Origin of the sequence: Mycetohabitans endofungorum, from assembly GCF_037477895.1 — a bacterium.
Classification (GTDB): domain Bacteria; phylum Pseudomonadota; class Gammaproteobacteria; order Burkholderiales; family Burkholderiaceae; genus Mycetohabitans.
The window spans coordinates 2,385,637-2,401,580 of sequence record NZ_CP132744.1 but is presented as its reverse complement, the minus strand read 5'-3'; the positions used below and the strand labels follow the sequence as shown (position 1 = coordinate 2,401,580).

The 15,944-nt window shown below is 62.3% G+C and carries 16 protein-coding genes and 1 tRNA gene; 6 read left to right on the top strand and 11 right to left on the bottom strand.

Annotated elements, in window-relative coordinates; genetic code table 11:
- Positions 1 to 12: 12 nt before the first annotated feature.
- Positions 13 to 474, top strand: a complete 462-nt coding sequence (locus tag RA167_RS10520; protein ID WP_076787453.1) for an NUDIX domain-containing protein — start codon at positions 13 to 15, stop codon at positions 472 to 474.
- A gap of 3 nt (positions 475 to 477) precedes the next feature.
- Here the strand turns inward: RA167_RS10520 and RA167_RS10515 are convergent, their stop codons facing one another.
- The 9 genes from RA167_RS10515 to RA167_RS10475 all read right to left on the bottom strand — a co-directional run bounded on the left by RA167_RS10515 (position 478) and on the right by RA167_RS10475 (position 9,173).
- Complete coding sequence (locus tag RA167_RS10515; RefSeq protein ID WP_076785499.1) at positions 478 to 678, bottom strand: DNA gyrase inhibitor YacG; 201 nt, start codon at positions 676 to 678, stop codon at positions 478 to 480.
- 25 nt (positions 679 to 703) lie between these two features.
- Positions 704 to 1,459 carry a cell division protein ZapD gene (gene zapD / locus RA167_RS10510; protein ID WP_076785498.1) on the bottom strand — a complete coding sequence of 252 codons (756 nt, stop codon included), beginning with the start codon at positions 1,457 to 1,459 and terminating at the stop codon, positions 704 to 706.
- 141 nt (positions 1,460 to 1,600) lie between these two features.
- Complete coding sequence (gene coaE, locus RA167_RS10505; protein WP_076785497.1) at positions 1,601 to 2,212, bottom strand: dephospho-CoA kinase; 612 nt, start codon at positions 2,210 to 2,212, stop codon at positions 1,601 to 1,603.
- Positions 2,213 to 2,214: 2 nt separating this feature from the next.
- Positions 2,215 to 3,135 carry a prepilin peptidase gene (locus RA167_RS10500; protein WP_237574216.1) on the bottom strand — a complete coding sequence of 307 codons (921 nt, stop codon included), beginning with the start codon at positions 3,133 to 3,135 and terminating at the stop codon, positions 2,215 to 2,217.
- A gap of 117 nt (positions 3,136 to 3,252) precedes the next feature.
- Positions 3,253 to 4,437 carry a type II secretion system F family protein gene (locus tag RA167_RS10495; protein ID WP_175972407.1) on the bottom strand — a complete coding sequence of 395 codons (1,185 nt, stop codon included), beginning with the start codon at positions 4,435 to 4,437 and terminating at the stop codon, positions 3,253 to 3,255.
- A 56-nt stretch (positions 4,438 to 4,493) separates the two neighbouring features.
- On the bottom strand, positions 4,494 to 5,852 hold the full coding sequence (locus RA167_RS10490; RefSeq protein ID WP_083705985.1) for a GspE/PulE family protein: 1,359 nt from the start codon (positions 5,850 to 5,852) through the stop codon (positions 4,494 to 4,496).
- 202 nt (positions 5,853 to 6,054) lie between these two features.
- Positions 6,055 to 7,368, bottom strand: coding sequence for an HlyC/CorC family transporter (locus RA167_RS10485; RefSeq protein WP_076785495.1), 1,314 nt, complete (start codon positions 7,366 to 7,368; stop codon positions 6,055 to 6,057).
- 678 nt (positions 7,369 to 8,046) lie between these two features.
- A tRNA-Pro gene (locus RA167_RS10480) sits at positions 8,047 to 8,123 on the bottom strand.
- 30 nt (positions 8,124 to 8,153) lie between these two features.
- A complete protein-coding gene (locus RA167_RS10475) occupies positions 8,154 to 9,173 on the bottom strand; it encodes a polyprenyl synthetase family protein (protein WP_076787448.1) in 1,020 nt (339 codons plus the stop codon).
- A gap of 246 nt (positions 9,174 to 9,419) precedes the next feature.
- Here RA167_RS10475 and rplU point away from each other — a divergent pair, with 246 nt between their 5' ends.
- From rplU to proB, 4 genes are all read left to right on the top strand, one after another.
- A complete protein-coding gene (gene rplU / locus RA167_RS10470) occupies positions 9,420 to 9,731 on the top strand; it encodes a 50S ribosomal protein L21 (RefSeq protein WP_013434098.1) in 312 nt (103 codons plus the stop codon).
- 18 nt (positions 9,732 to 9,749) lie between these two features.
- A complete protein-coding gene (rpmA, locus tag RA167_RS10465) occupies positions 9,750 to 10,010 on the top strand; it encodes a 50S ribosomal protein L27 (RefSeq protein WP_076785494.1) in 261 nt (86 codons plus the stop codon).
- A 268-nt stretch (positions 10,011 to 10,278) separates the two neighbouring features.
- A complete protein-coding gene (cgtA, locus tag RA167_RS10460) occupies positions 10,279 to 11,397 on the top strand; it encodes an Obg family GTPase CgtA (RefSeq protein WP_076785493.1) in 1,119 nt (372 codons plus the stop codon).
- Between the two features lie 53 nt (positions 11,398 to 11,450).
- Entirely contained in the window at positions 11,451 to 12,569 is a 1,119-nt protein-coding gene (gene proB / locus RA167_RS10455) for a glutamate 5-kinase (RefSeq protein ID WP_076787446.1), read from the top strand.
- Positions 12,570 to 12,673: 104 nt separating this feature from the next.
- On the opposite strand, the gene RA167_RS10450 is transcribed toward proB, so the two are convergent.
- Positions 12,674 to 13,276 carry a CNP1-like family protein gene (locus RA167_RS10450; protein WP_083706082.1) on the bottom strand — a complete coding sequence of 201 codons (603 nt, stop codon included), beginning with the start codon at positions 13,274 to 13,276 and terminating at the stop codon, positions 12,674 to 12,676.
- A gap of 98 nt (positions 13,277 to 13,374) precedes the next feature.
- On the bottom strand, positions 13,375 to 14,085 hold the full coding sequence (locus RA167_RS10445; protein WP_237574207.1) for an RNA pyrophosphohydrolase: 711 nt from the start codon (positions 14,083 to 14,085) through the stop codon (positions 13,375 to 13,377).
- A gap of 112 nt (positions 14,086 to 14,197) precedes the next feature.
- On the opposite strand from RA167_RS10445, the gene RA167_RS10440 reads away from it, so the two are divergent.
- A complete protein-coding gene (locus RA167_RS10440) occupies positions 14,198 to 15,934 on the top strand; it encodes a proline--tRNA ligase (RefSeq protein WP_076785491.1) in 1,737 nt (578 codons plus the stop codon).
- Positions 15,935 to 15,944 lie beyond the last annotated feature (10 nt).

The window sequence follows — 15,944 nt, the reverse complement described above, 5'->3', positions numbered from 1 at the left end:
CGGCGCCCGACCATGACGCCGGATACGGTCGCACGGCGCGACGTGTCGCAGGCGCACGCCGCCACGCATACTGCTGATGGACGTCGGATCACCGAAGTGGCCGTCGGTGTAATGTTGCATGAGGACGGGCGTTTCCTGCTCGCGCAGCGGCCCGCCGGCAAGCCATACGAGGGCTACTGGGAATTTCCGGGTGGCAAGCTGGAGCCGGGCGAAAGCGTCGAGGACGCATTGGCGCGCGAGCTGCATGAGGAACTCGGCGTGACGATTGTCGATTGCGTGCGCTGGCGGGTCCTTGAACATGACTATCCGCACGCTTACGTGCGGTTGTTCTTCTGCAAGGTGACCCGGTGGAGCGGTGAGCCGAGCGGTCGAGAAGGGCAGGCGTTTGTCTGGCAGGCACCCCCCATCCAGGTTGCGCCGCTACTGCCGGCGGCATTGCCGGTGATCGACTGGCTCGACGCTGAACGGGGTTAAACCTCAGTTTAGCCCGCCCGGTTTTTGCGGGTCGCCATGCGGCTCATCGGCCGGGCGGTCATCGCCGCCAATCGTGTACTTCCCGGTGGCCCACGCGCCGAGATCGATTTGCTTGCAGCGCGCGGAACAAAAAGGACGGAACCGGCTTTCTGGCTTCCATTCGACCTTTTGGCCGCAAGTCGGGCAGTTGACGACAGTCGTCATATCGGCAAAGGGTTGATTATCCGGCTTACAGGTTGCACAACGTTAGTTGGAATGGCACGTCGACGTCAACAGCACGCGGCCGCATGTCGCCGTCCTGCGCAGTGAAGCGCACCCACAACATATACTTGTTGGCGCTAGCCTCGGGAATGACCCGCAGGTCCGGCGCCACACGCACTTGCATCAATTGATAGGCCCGCCCCGACAACATTTGCTGATAGCTGCCCTGCATCGCCATGACCTTCGCGGCCTGCCCCGATTCGCGGGCAAGACGCAATATAATGACTGTTGCATCGCGCAGCGGCAACAACGGCATCGCCCATTGCATGATATCTGCGCGGCGCTGCTCTGCAGCGCTGCGCTGCCATGCGTAGTACGACGGCAGATCGAAGCGGCAAGTTCCGCCGGGAATGATGGCCCGGCTGCGGATGCTGGCCAGCCATTCATTATCGGTCAAATGCTGCCCCGTTTTCCCTTGGATCTGCGCAAGGCCGGCCAGCGTTTGCTCGATTTCCGAGAGGACGGTCTCGAGCGCGTCCTGCTCGATCTCGGGATTGCCGCGAAAGGGTGTCAGGGCCTGGCGCTGGCGCTCAAGCTCCTTCATCAGATCCGACTTCAAGTCGCTGCGGCTTGTCACTTCAGCGATCTCGAACAGGGTGGTCAGTGCGACGTGGTGTTCTCTCGGGTCTTCTTGCGTTAGGAAGAACGTAAAGCGCTCGAACAGGTCTTCGAGGCGCAACAACGTCCGAATGCGCTCATTGAACGGATACTCGTAGAGAATCAAGCGTAGGTGCCTTTCACTTTGGAAATGCCGGAGAGAAGCGGCAATTTGCGCCCATTCTAATGCGCTCGAATTCCGCTAGCAATCGCTGTGGAATTCGCAACGAAATTCGCACTGTATTGCATGCCACCGGCGCACGCCGATTCACGATGGTGCATTACGCGCCAATAACAAATAGCGCTGATGCAGCGATGCGATTTCTGGCCGCAGCGGCTCGATGGTGTCGGTTTCATTGACGATGATATCGTCTGCGGTGGCGAGTCGCGTCTGCCGTGTGGCCTGACGTGCAATGATGGCGTGCACCTGTTCGCGCGTGAAGCCATTGCGCCGCATGACGCGCTCGACCTGCGTCTGCACCGCGCAATCTACCACCAGCACGCGATCGACGCGTTCGCGCCAATTGCCCGCCTCAACGAGTAACGGCACGACACAGATCACGTAGGGACCGCTCGCCGCTTGCATTTCGCGTTCTGTCTCGGTGCGGATCAGCGGGTGCATGATTGCTTCGAGCCGTTGCTTCGCTTGCGCGTTGCTGAACACTAACTCGCGCATCCGCGCGCGGTCCAGTGCACCTTGCGCCGTGATGAAGGTGGTACCGAACTGTGTCCGGATGCCGGGTATCGCCGCGCCGCCTGGTGCGGTGACACGATGCGCGATCAAATCAGTGTCCACGATCGGCACGCCATAGGCGGCGAAAGCATTGGCGACCGTTGTTTTGCCACTGCCGATCCCGCCCGTCAGTCCCACCTTGAACATCGTTAACCTCCGAGCAGCTGATAGAGCGGCGTGCCGCCGAACAGCGTGAGCACCGCTGCCCCCGCCAGAAACGGACCGAACGGCAACGGCTCCTCCAGGCGCATCCGCTTGGCGAGCGTGGCGCCAAGACCGACGATCGCGCCACACACTGAGGCAACTAGTATGACTTGCAACAGTGGGCTCCAGCCGAACCATGCGCCAATGGCGGCAAACAACTTGAAGTCGCCGTAGCCGATACCCTCGGCGCCGCGCACGAGCTTGAACAGCCAGTAGACGGCCCACAGTGACAAATAGCCGGCCGCCGCACCGATCACGGCCGCGTCCAGGGGTGCGAACACGGCGTGTAGATTGATCAGCAGCCCCGCCCAGAGCAGCGGCAACGTCAGCGAATCGGGCAGCAGCTTGGTCTCCAGATCGATGGCGCTCATCGCCAGCAGCGCAGCGCAGAACGCAAAGGCGATAAGCGCCGTAGGCGTGGGGCCGAACGCCGCGAGTGAGAGCGCCGCGAACAGTGCACAGGCGGACTCGATCAACGGATAGCGCCAATGGATCCGCGTACCGCATGCCGAGCATCGGCCGCGCAATGCGATAAAGCTAAGCAACGGGATGTTCTCGTACAAGCGCAACGTATGTCCGCATGCAGTGCACGCCGAGCGTGGCACACACAGGTTATAGCGCCGTGGCAAATCGGGTTGCGACGACGGAGCGGGACTTCGCTCGGGCGTCGGATTGGGCTCGGCACCGTGCTCATCGCTTGCTGCGCTTAACGCGTGCAGCGCATTGTGCGGCACGTAGCCGGCCAGTTCTTGCTGCCATGCGTGTTCAAGCATCTGCGGCACACGATGTACGACAACAGTCAGGAAACTGCCGATGACCAATCCGAGCACGCATGCGAAAGCGTACTGCCAAGCAACCGGCAGCATCGAGAAAGCGTCGGCGAAGCCGGCGATCCAGCGGCCGGGGCCGTAGGGGACGATGACAGGAAACGAATGCATGTCGATGGCCAGCGAGGAACGGTACGCGATGCTACCTGATTGAAATTACATTACGTTACCCATTTCGATAATGGGCAAATACATGGCGACCACGAGTGCGGCAATCAGCGCACCGGGCCCGACAATGATAAGCGGTTCGGCCAGTTGTGCGAGCAGGCCGATTCGTTCCGCCACGAGCTGGTCATTCCAAGCGCCGATGTCGGCCAGCGTCGTGCCGAGCGTGCCGGCTTGCTCGGCAAGTGCGATCGTGGCCACGACGTCGGGCGGGAAGCAGGTGCTGGCACGCATGGCATCGGCCAGGCTTGCGCCGACGCGCACGCGTGCCGCGATGTCGCGTGTTGCCGCGTCCATCGCGGCATTGCCGCTAATGCCGTCCACGGCATCGAACCCGTCAGCCAGGGCGATGCCAGCATCGAGAACCTGGCCCAGCGCATGGCTCCAGCGCGCGATGACCGTGCGCTGCACGATGGGGCCCACGAGCGGCGCACGTAACAGCAGTGCATGCAGGCGCAGGCGAAACTGTGGCGAGCGTTGCCAGGCAAGCATGCCGCACGCGATCCCGAGGCCCCCCGCCGCGACCATCGCCGGGCCGTGAGTTAGCCACTGCCGGGACAGCGCGACCACGATCCGCGTGGGTTTGGGCAACTGCGAGCCGAATCCGGCGAATACTTGTTCGAATGTCGGTACCACCCAGACCAGCAGTAGCGCGCACAGGCCCAGTGCCAGCGCGAGGATTAGTGTCGGATACCATAGCGCGTTGCGCAGCCGCGCACGTTGTGCGGCCACACGGTCCCGAGTGTCCGCCAGTTGAGCGAGGATCGTATCGAGCGAGCCGGTGTGTTCCGCAAGCTCGACGAGCCGCCAGTACGCGGCCGGAAACACATGGCTGTGGCGTTGCAGCGCCCTGGACAGCGTACTGCCTTCTGTGATGTCTTGCAGCACGGTTTCGAATAGGGGTCTCAGTGGCGTACTCGCGTGCTGTGCCACCAGCGCCAACGCAGGTTGCAGCGACAGTCCACTGCGCAGCAGCATGGCCAAGTGTCGCGTGGCGCGCGTCAGATCGGTGTGGCGTACGCGTGGACTCCACCGTGCGCGGACCTCGATAAGCTCAATCGCGACAATCCTGTCGCGCCGAATACGCTCGAGTGCCGAACGCGCGTCGAGCGCCACGAGCGTACCGCGACGTCGGCGGCCGTCGGCGTCGATGCCTCGCCAACGGAAGCGGGACATTGCCGGCCGACGGGGCGAAGTGGCTTGGATAGGAGACTGCATCGCGCATCAATCCATCACGCATCGTCTGTCACCGCAAGGGCTTCATGCAGCGATGTCGTTCCATCGCGCACGCGCGCGAGCGCGGATTGCCGCAATGTTTGCAGGCCGGCTGCGCGCATCGCGTCTGCCAGCGCATGGGTCGGCGTCCGCGCTGCGATGCGCTGTTGCAGTGCGGTGGTTACAGGCACGACCTGATGGATCGCGCAGCGGCCCACAAAGCCGGTGCCGCGGCATGCCGTGCAGCCGACTGGTCGATAGGATTGCCAATAACCCGCCAGCGCTTGGTCGACATGTGTGGCCGTCATGCCGGCCGCACGCAGCGCGACGGGGTCGGGCGTATCGGCGAGCCGGCACGCGTTGCATAACCGCCGCACCAGCCGTTGCGCCGTGATGAGCTTGACCGCTGCCGCCACGTTGTACGGTTCCACGCCCAGGTCCGTGAGTCGCGCGAGCGTCGCTGGCGCATCATTGGTGTGCAGCGTGGCAAGCAGCAAATGCCCGGTTTGTGCAGCGTTGATGGCGACCGAGGCGGTTTCCGTATCGCGGATCTCACCGACCATGATCACGTCCGGGTCTTGCCGCAGCAACGCGCGCAGCACCGATGCGAAACCCAAGCCTGCTCGGTCGTTGACCGACACCTGGTTGACGCCGGCGAGCTCGATCTCGGACGGGTCCTCGATCGTGCAAAGATTAAACGCATCACGATCGAGTTCGCGCATGAAGGTATAGAGTGTCAGCGTCTTGCCGCTGCCCGTGGGTCCGGTGACCAGCACCATGCCTTGTCGGACGCGCAACGCATGCTGTACGGCGGACAACTGGGCGGCGTCAAAACCCAGTCCTGTTAGATCCAGCTCATCGGGTAGCGCATCAAGGCGGCGCAGCACCACTTTTTCGCCGAATACCGTGGGCAGCGTTGACACGCGGAATTCATCGAACTCGGTGCCGGACACGGCGATGCGCAACCGGCCATCTTGTGGCGCGCGCCGCTGTGCGATGTCCAGTCGCGACAGCACTTTGATTCGTGTGATGACTGCGTCACGCAGGTGCGCGGGTGGATTGTCGAGGCGATGTAGTCGACCGTCGATCCGCAGCCGAATTTGCCATTGGTGTCGGCTCGGCTCGATATGGATATCCGAGGCGCGACACGCGCCGGCTTGTGCAAATAAATCGTTCAGCAGGCGTACCGCCGGTGCGTCGGTGTCGTCTGATTGCGCGGCGTGTGCGAGCGCGCGGGCACGCTGTGCCGCACGCGTCGTCAGCTTGGTAGCGACGGGCGCCGCAGCCGAGCGCACCGGTGCGGCCGGCGCCGTGAAACCGGAACGCGTGTGCTCATCGGCTTCGCGCGGCACGGGCGGCTCAGCCGTGGACCGCATGGAAATGGGATGGGCGCCGTGCGCCGCAGGGGACGGTGGCACGGCTGGGAACAACGGGTGATTGGGCATGCTGGCGATGTGCTGACGGCGCAATGCAATAAAGACCTACTTATCGTCGCGTGCTCGCTGCATTCGCGCCATTCAGCCGAACGGCCAATCGCGTTGGTGTACTGCCGGGCCGGCGTACCGCTTTGCTGATAGGCTAGCGGGCGTGCTGCCGTGCTGCCACCGCGTGCGCGGCGTCCAACCGCGTGGGCCGGAAGAGTTTCACCGTGCGAATGGCTTGATTGTCGATCTGCATGACCTCCATGCGCGTGTCGCCGACCACCAGGCTCACGTCGCCTTCCGGGATGGCCTCCAACAGTTCCAGGATCAGGCCATTTAACGTCTTTGGACCATCAAGCGGCAACCGCAGACCAAGCCGGCGGTTCAACTCCCGTAATGGGATGCCGCCCGCGACGATGCATTCCCCTTGCGCGTTCCAGCCGCCTGCCGCGCCGCTTGCCGTGCGCGGCAATGTCGTCGTGAACTCGCCGATCAACTCCTCGATAATGTCCTCCGGCGTCACCAGCCCTTGGACTTCGCCATATTCGTTGACGACCAGCGCCATCCGGTGCCGGTTCTCTTGGAAGAACTGCAACTGCTGGAAGACCGGCGTGCCGCTGGGCACGAAATAGGGCTCCGTGAGCAACTCGCGCAGTTTTTCTCGCTCGAATTCCTGGTTGTGCAACGCGGCTAGGGTCTTGCGCACATGAAGCATGCCGAGCACGCGGTCAATGTCCCCCTGATAGACGACCAACTTGTTGTGGTAGCAGGTTTCCAACTGCTGGACCAACTGGTCGAACGGCGCATCGAAGTCTAGCGCCTCGATGCGCCGGCGTGGCACCATGACATCATCGACCGAGATGCTCTCCAGATCGAACAGGTTCAGCAGGATGCTGCGGTGCTTGCTTGGCATGAAGCTGCTCGATTCCAGTACGACGCTGCGCAATTCGTCGTTGGACATGCGCAGTTCACGCCCGCTTTTCGTATTGATGTGCAGCACGAGCAGGATGCCGTTGGCCAGCATGTTGACGAACCACACCAGCGGGCGGGCGAGGGTGATCAGCGGCTTGATGACGAGGCTGGCCGGCAACGCGATCTTTTCGGGATAGGTCGCGCCGACAATCTTCGGTGTGATCTCGGCGAACACGATGATGAGGAATGCGACGATCCCGGTGGTGATCGACAGCACCGCGCTGTGGTTGCCGAACGCGTGCAGCGCGATCGATGTCGTGAGCACCGGGATGATGACGTTCATCAGATTGTTGCCGATCAGGATCACGGACAGCAACTGGTCGGTGTGCACGAGCAGGCGCTGCGTCGTCTTCGCACCCACCACGCCCTTGCCCGCCAAATGCTTGAGCCGATGGCGGTTTAACGCCATCATCGCGGTTTCCGAGATTGAAAAAAAGCCCGATATGAGCAGCAGCACGACTACGGCGCCAATTTGCGCCCAAAGAGGGAGAGTTTCCACGTGAAAAAGCCGGATGCCGGCTAATGGACGATGAAGTCAACTATATCAGAGCGCCGGGGGCGTCCGTGCAGTAGCCCGGCGGGCGACATACTGGCGCGACGCGCGTCCTGCCGGTTCTTTGCATCCCTGCATTAGCGCTTTTGAGCCGCCACAGCTCCCCATTCCTTTCAATCCAGCCCGAAAAGTAGGAGGCTGGGTGGAGACCGACGGAGCATGGTGTCATGGCATGACTCGCATCGCCAGCGTGAAAGCCAGCACGCCACACGTCGGGGTCTATCTGCACGCCGATTGTCATCGTATTCCCTTCGAGTGCGAGAACGGCGCCGGCGTTTGCCGCTGCCAGGCGGTCTGCTGCGCTTTTGTGGGACGGGGCCGTGCGGGCGCCGAGCAGTCGGAGGCGGAGGTTTCTGGTTGGCATCGATCCACGCGAGAACCTTGCACTCGTACCTTCACAGCCGCCGGCTATGAGGCACCTTGAACGAGCGTCCGCCGCGAATCCAACGTTCCTGGCCATGAAGCTTGCAGCCATGAATGCTGACGTGAGGGAAGACAGTCAAAAAGAAAATGTCCTGCTAACTTGGCGGGACATCCTTGGGCAACTCGATGTAGGATTTATTCTATCTCGACATGGACATCGAGTTAGAAGGACCGGTAAATCACTGATCCTATTGAGAATTCTGGTCGGGGTGAGAGGATTCGAACCTCCGGCCTCTACGTCCCGAACGTAGCGCTCTACCAGGCTAAGCTACACCCCGAATTGGATCACTTCAGCATTTTCGTCTCTTTCAAGACTGGCGCGCCGCTGAATAAGAGCATAATTGTAGCAGCGATTCTTTGAATTGGGAATCTGGAAATGCAAAAATGGCGCGCGCCGCGGCCTGTGCTTCCGCTTCGGCGCAGCGCAGCGTGTGGTCGAGCGCGCCCGACTCGGTGACGGCGGTGAAAATCGTGTCGAATCGGTCGGTGCCGCCGTGCTCGATGGCGTCCCGGGCCAACTGCGCCTGCTCGTCGGTGCCGTGCTCGATCAAATAGATCAGCGGTAGCGTCGGCTTGCCTTCGCGCAGGTCGTCGCCGGCATTCTTCCCCATTGACTCGGGCGTGCCTGTGTAATCGAGCCAGTCGTCCATGATCTGGAAGGCGGTGCCGATCGTGCGGCCAAACTCCGCCGCGGCGGCCTCCATCGCGGGGGGCGCACCGGCGATGACCGCGCCCAACTGGGCTGCCGCCTCGAACAGCTTGGCGGTCTTGTAGCGGATCACCTGCATGTAGCGCGCTTGATCCACGTCCGGATCATGCATGTTCAGCAACTGCAACACCTCGCCTTCCGCGATGACGTTGGTGGCGTCCGACAGGATCTGCATTACACGCAAGTTACCGCACGCGACCATCATCTGGAACGCGCGCGAATACAGGAAATCGCCGACCAGCACGCTGGCTGCGTTGCCAAACAGCGCATTGGCGGTTTGCTTGCCGCGCCGCAACTGTGATTCGTCGACCACGTCGTCATGGAGTAGCGTCGCCGTGTGGATGAACTCGATGACCGCCGCTAGCTCATGCCGGTGGCCGCTGCGCTCTCCCAGTGCGTTCGCCACCAGCAACAGCAGGGCGGGGCGCAGGCGCTTGCCACCCGCACCGATGATGTATTCGGCGATCTGGTTGATCAGGACGACGTCCGACGCGAGCCGCGTGCGGATCACGCGATTGACTTGTTGCATGTCGTCGGCGATCGGCGCTAGCGTGGCGGCCGCGGACGGGGTGGTGGTGGCTGTCAACGACGTAAACCGGAAAAAGGGTGGGCGGAGCAAAACAGGCGAATTATAAGGCACTGGAGCGGCCGACCGTGCTTTGCCGCCAGTTTGTCGATCATGGTCGGAGGAGGCGCCCGCTCGTGTGCGCTCGATCTGCAGCAGGTTTTGACTTGCCTTAAAAATCTCTATATAATCAAGCGTTTCTGTGCATGGCGCGCAGAAACGCACGAAGCGCGCGAAAACGCGTGTTCGAAACCAATGAAGGGGTCCGGATCCGGGCCGCTTTTCAAGTGAGGTTCAACAATGTACGCGGTCATAAAAACCGGTGGCAAGCAGTATAAGGTCGCTGCCGGCGAAAAATTGAAAGTAGAACAGATACCGGCAGACATTGGCGCTGAAATCACGCTCGACCAGGTGCTCGCAGTCGGCGAGGGCGAATCGATTAAGTTCGGTACGCCGCTGGTGGGTGGGGCTTCCGTCAAGGCTACCGTGGTATCGCACGGACGGCATGCGAAAGTGACAATCTTCAAGATGCGTCGCCGGAAGCACTACCAGAAGCATGGCGGTCATCGCCAGAATTACACCGAATTGCGCATCGACGCGATTAACGCGTAACGCGCAGGGAGTCCACAGATGGCACACAAAAAGGCAGGCGGCTCGTCCCGGAACGGCCGCGATTCCGAAAGCAAGCGTCTCGGCGTCAAGGTGTTCGGCGGCCAGGCAATCCATGCCGGTGGCATCATCGTGCGTCAACGCGGCACGCGGATGCATGCTGGCGACAACGTCGGGATTGGCAAGGACCATACGCTGTTCGCGCTGACCGACGGTCATGTCCGCTTTGCGGTCAAGGGCGCGGCGAAGAAGCATATCGTCAGCGTGGTCCCGGCTGCTTGAATACCCGGTGGTCACCACGCGAACCGGCTGACCGGATCCGGCACTCCGCCGGGCTCGCCCCGGTGACGTCGCTCCGGGCTGCCGATGCAGAGCGGGCGTGACGAAGCAAAAGGCCTCGCAATCTGCGGGGCCTTTTTGTTGGTGCTGGCAAGATAGGTTGTGAGTGCCGCAACGCGTTGGTGAGCGCGGACAAAATCGCGGCGCCGGCGGCACGATCGGCGGGTCGGCGGCAGCAGGCAAACGGCGCAAGCCGAACGGAGCAATTTGAATGAAGTTCATTGACGAAGCGAGGATCGAGGTCATCGCCGGTGACGGAGGGGATGGCAGCGCATCGATGCGCCGTGAGAAGTTCGTTCCGTTCGGCGGGCCGGATGGAGGTGACGGCGGGCGTGGTGGCAGTGTTTACGCTATCGCGGATCGCAACATCAATACGCTGATCGACTACCGGTACGCAAAGAAGCACCAAGCGCGCAACGGCGAGAACGGGCGCGGATCGGACTGCTACGGCAAGGGAGGCGAGGACATCACGTTGCGCATGCCAGTCGGCACGGTGATCACGGATCGGGATACCGGTGAGCTGATCGCCGACCTGACTGAGCACGATCAGCGCGTGCTGCTCGCCAAGGGCGGCGCCGGGGGGCTCGGCAACCTGCATTTCAAGTCGAGCACGAACCGGGCACCACGGCAAAAAACCGAAGGCAAGCCGGGCGAGCGCCGCATGCTCAGGCTCGAGTTGAAGGTGCTGGCCGATGTCGGCCTGCTGGGCATGCCCAATGCGGGCAAGTCGACGTTTATCGCGTCGGTGTCGAACGCGAAGCCGAAGATCGCCGACTATCCGTTCACGACGCTTGCGCCGAACCTTGGTGTGGTGCGGGTCGGACCGACGAAGAGTTTCGTGATCGCTGATATCCCGGGCCTAATCGAAGGCGCCGCCGAAGGCGCTGGGCTGGGGCACCAGTTCCTACGGCATCTGCAACGCACCAGGATATTGCTGCATTTGGTCGATCTTGCGCCGTTTGATGCCGGCGTCGATCCGGTCGCGGAGGCAGGTGCGATCGTCAACGAGCTGCGCAAGTACGACGAGGCGCTTTACCGCAAGCCGAGGTGGCTGGTATTGAACAAGGTTGACATGATTGCAGAGCACGAGCGCGAAGCGCGCGTGGCCGACTTTGTCGAGCGCTTCGGTTGGCAGGGACCGGTATTCCAGATCTCGGCGCTCACCGGTCTAGGCTGCGAGAATCTGTGTTATGCGGTCTACGACTACTTGAGCGAGACTGGACTGGCGGCGCGTGCGCAGCATGCCGAGGACCTGGCGGCCGACGTGCGGTTCCGGGATGACGCACAGACGTGCGACGACGCGACACCACCCGGCGCCGATACACAGTGACTGTCGCCGCCGCGCAACACGATACCGAACGGGAACACAAGGACGGCGCAACGATGCGTTCGATCATTGCCGATGCAAAACGGCTGGTTGTGAAAGTGGGTTCGAGCCTGGTCACCAATGACGGGCGTGGGCTGGATCATGACGCGATCGGGAGATGGGCCGCGCAAATTGCCACATTGCGCCAGCAGGGCAAGGACGTGGTGCTGGTCAGTTCCGGCGCGATCGCCGAGGGGATGCAGCGACTGGGCTGGAACCGGCGTCCACGCGAGATCGCCGAGCTGCAGGCCGCGGCCGCGGTTGGCCAAATGAGGCTGGCGCAGGTCTATGAAAGCCGCTTTGCCGAGTATTCGATCCGCACGGCCCAGATCTTGCTTACGCACGCGGACCTTGCCGATCGCGAGCGATACCTGAATGCACGCTCGACGCTGCTTACGTTGCTCAGACTCGGCGTGGTGCCGATCATCAATGAGAATGACACGGTCGTCACGGATGAGATCAAGTTCGGCGACAACGACACGTTGGGCGCGTTGGTGGCGAACTTAATCGAAGGGGACGTGCTGGTGATTCTGACCGACCAGCGTGGTTTGTACACGGCCGATCCGCGCAAGGATCCTGCCGCGACGCTGGTGCAACAGGCCGACGCCGGCGACTCCGCGTTGGAGGCAATGGCCGGTGGCACCGGTACAAGCATCGGCCGGGGTGGGATGCTGACCAAGATTCTGGCCGCCAAGCGCGCCGCGCACAGCGGCGCGGATACGGTGATTGCAAGCGGTCGAGAGCCGGACGTGCTGGTCCGGCTGGCGGCGGCGGAGTCGATTGGCACGCAACTCATTGCGCGGACCGCCCGCATGGCCGCGCGCAAGCAATGGATGGCGGACCAACTGCAAGTGCGCGGCCATGTCGTGATCGACGCGGGCGCGGTCGAGAAGCTGACATCCGGCGGCAAGAGCCTGTTGCCGATCGGCATCGTCGACGTGCAAGGCATTTTTGCTCGCGGCGAGGTGATTGCGTGCCTGGACGAAGCGGGCCGCGAGGTGGCGCGTGGGTTGACGAACTACAGTAGCGTCGAGGCGCGGCTGATTCGCCGCCATCCGAGTGCGCAGATCGAGTCGATTCTCGGTTACATGCTCGAGCCCGAACTGATCCACCGGGATAACCTGGTGATGCTTTAATGCCAGCGAGGTGCACGCCTCGCGGTGGACCCGCGATGCGTGAAGCCAGTTGGCTTTGCTATCCTGCTATCGGGGTCGCTACTGGGGCTCACTATTGGGGCTCTCTATTGATAGCGCGATGCGGCGATCCGTTTGTAACGGATATTCTGCACGATCGACGAGGCCTTGCTCTGCGGCATCTTGTTCGCGCACATGTAGTCTTGGTATAGCGCGGCCTGATACGCGTTCAGCTGGCCGTTCTCGATGCGCCGCCAGCCGTTTGCCGCGCCCCGATCCCATTGTTCGCCGCTGTCATCGGCGGCCGCATAACGGCGCCATTCATAGGTTTCACAACGCAAACCTTCGTAATAGACATTGCGTGCGCCTCGCGGGCTCGTGATCACGATCGTATAGCGCACGACGCCGTCAGTGCCCACCGACACGGAAGCCGCGTCAACGGCAAACTGTAGGTTCGTCGTCGCGGAGACCTCGAATGGCAGCAGGTCCGCGGCGCGCGGCATCGGCGGCAACTTATCGACCTTGCTCTCGATCCAGTTCTGCGTGCGCTCCAGCAGGTAGACGAAGTCCTGACCGGGCTTGGGCCCCTGCTCCGGCGACGGGGATGAGCATGCGCCGAGCAGCGCGGCGGCGGTGATCGTGCTGATCAGGGCGGTGACGCGGCACGGACTTGGGCGCGATGGATAGGCAGGCGGGCAGACGCGTTTCAAGACGAATTCCTGGCACAAAAGGTGGTGTATTAAAGCACAAGGGCCGGGATCCAGAGGCGGATCTCCGGACCGCGGCCCTCGGCGGTTTGCTCAGGCGGCTATGCGCCGCCAGGCAAACCCATGTGGCAGTCATGGTCGGGCTTGGCGTCGACCGGCTCGACGACCAGCGCCGCGGCAGCCACGCTCAGCACTGCGGTCGCTGCGCGACCTGGGTTAGGCTCAGTGCTGGGCTCGGTGTTCGAACATACCGTCTTAATCGATACCGTTACCACTTTTGCATTTGCCTTTGGATGGCGGGTGCCATGGTGCGACGCAGAACGTTCATGGCGTCCGGGCTGCCGTCGCACGAAGCGGGAAAGCTCGGTTAGCGCCATCTGGTACACATCTCTCTTGAACTCGATCACGGCGTCCAGCGGCACCCAGTAACTGTTCCAGCGCCACGCGTCGAATTCCGGATGATCGGTCGCGCGCAGACAGATATCGCAATCGCGTCCGATCATGCGCAACAGAAACCAGATCTGCTTCTGTCCTCGATAGTGACCGCGGACTTCACGCTTGATGTACTTGTCGGGCACCTCGTAACGCAACCAGTCGCGCGTGCGACCGATGACCTTGACGTGCTCGGGTCTCAAACCGGTTTCTTCGTGCAACTCCCGAAACATCGCTTGCAGGGGCGTCTCACCATACTTGATGCCGCCTTGCGGAAACTGCCAGGAATGCTCACGCAGCCGTTTGCCCCAAAACACCTCGTTGCGCGCGTTCAAGAGGATGATGCCGACGTTCGGGCGAAAGCCTTCACGATCCAGCATACAACCACCTTCGAATCCTTTAAAATTGCTTTGATTATAAACAGTTAATGGGCGCCGTGCGACCCGGCTGGAGTCGGGTGCGCCGGCGCCCTCGTTTTGGAACCTCTCAAGAATGAAAGCTTCGCGTTTTTTCATCGGCACGCTTAAGGAAGCGCCGGCCGATGCCGAGATCGTCAGTCACCAGTTGATGGTCAGGGCGGGGATGATTCGCCGCGTCGCCGGCGGTATCTACAACTACATGCCGCTCGGGTTGCGCTCGATCCGCAAGGTGGAGGCGATCGTACGCGAAGAGATGAACCGTGCGGGTGCCGTCGAGCTGTTGATGCCGGCGGTGCAGCCGGCCGAGCTATGGCAGGAATCCGGCCGCTGGGAGCAATATGGTCCCGAACTGCTGCGCGTGAAGGACCGCCACGACCGCGACTTCGTCGTCGGACCGACCCATGAGGAAGTGATCACCGATATCGCGCGCAAGGAAATCAAGAGCTACCGCCAGATGCCTGTGAATTTTTACCAGGTGCAGACCAAGTTCCGCGACGAAATCCGCCCCAGGTTTGGCGTGATGCGGGGGCGCGAGTTCATCATGAAGGACGCGTATTCGTTCGATCGCGACCATGCCGGGCTGCAGCTGTCGTACCAGAAGATGTACGACGCGTACGTGAGAATCTTCACGCGCCTGGGGCTCGAATTCCGTGCGGTGGCGGCCGACAACGGCTCAATCGGCGGCACCGGGTCGCACGAATTCCATGTGATCGCTGCGACCGGCGAGGATGCGATCGCGTATTGTCCTAGCTCGGACTATGCGGCCAATGTTGAGGCTGCCGAAGCCGTATCGTTGATCGCGTCGCGCGCAGCGCCGAGCGAGCCGCTGACAAAGAAGGCCACGCCGGGCAAGGCGAAATGCGAGCAGGTGGCCGATTATCTGGGTATTGCGTTGGAGCGCACGATCAAGTCGATCGTGCTGGCCGTGGATAACGAGGGTGCCGACCCGACGATTTGGCTGCTGTTGCTGCGCGGCGACCATGAACTGAACGAAATCAAGGCTGGCAAGGTGTCGGGGCTGGCCGGCTATCGGTTCGCCACCGAGCAGGAGATCGTCGATTGGTTTGGCGCGCCGCCCGGCTATTTGGGGCCGCTGAACACGCGCAAGCCGGTGAAGGTAGTCGCGGACCGCACCGTGGCGAATATGAGCGACTTCGTTGTCGGCTCGAACGAGATGGACTACCACACGACGGGGGTCAATTGGGGTCGCGATCTGCCGGAGCCGGAAGTGGCGGACTTGCGCAACGTGCGCAAGGGCGACCCATCGCCGGACGGCCGCGGCGAGCTGGACCTATGCCGTGGCATCGAGGTCGGGCATGTATTTCAGCTTGGCACGAAGTACTCGGAAGCCATGGGCGCGACGTTCCTGGACGAGAACGGCAAGCCGGCACCGATGACGATGGGGTGCTACGGGATCGGCATCACGCGGATCCTCGGTGCGGCGATCGAGCAGAACTTCGACGAACGCGGCATCATCTGGCCGGAGGCCATTGCACCCTTTCATTTGGTGCTGTGTCCGATGGGCTACGAGCGCAGCGACGCAGTGCGCGAGCAGGCGCACAAGCTCTATGACGAACTGCTCGGCGCGGGGATTGACGTGATCTTGGACGACCGGGGCGAGCGTCCCGGCGTGATGTTCGCGGATTGGGAATTGATCGGCGTGCCACACCGGCTCGTGATCGGCGAGCGCGGCCTCAAGGAAGGCAAGATCGAGTATCAGGGCCGCCGCGATGTGGAGCCGACGCTGTTGCCGCTCGAACAGGCGGTAGCATGGGTGGTCGAGCGGGTGTGCGCGGCACTGGCACGTTGACGGACCACGG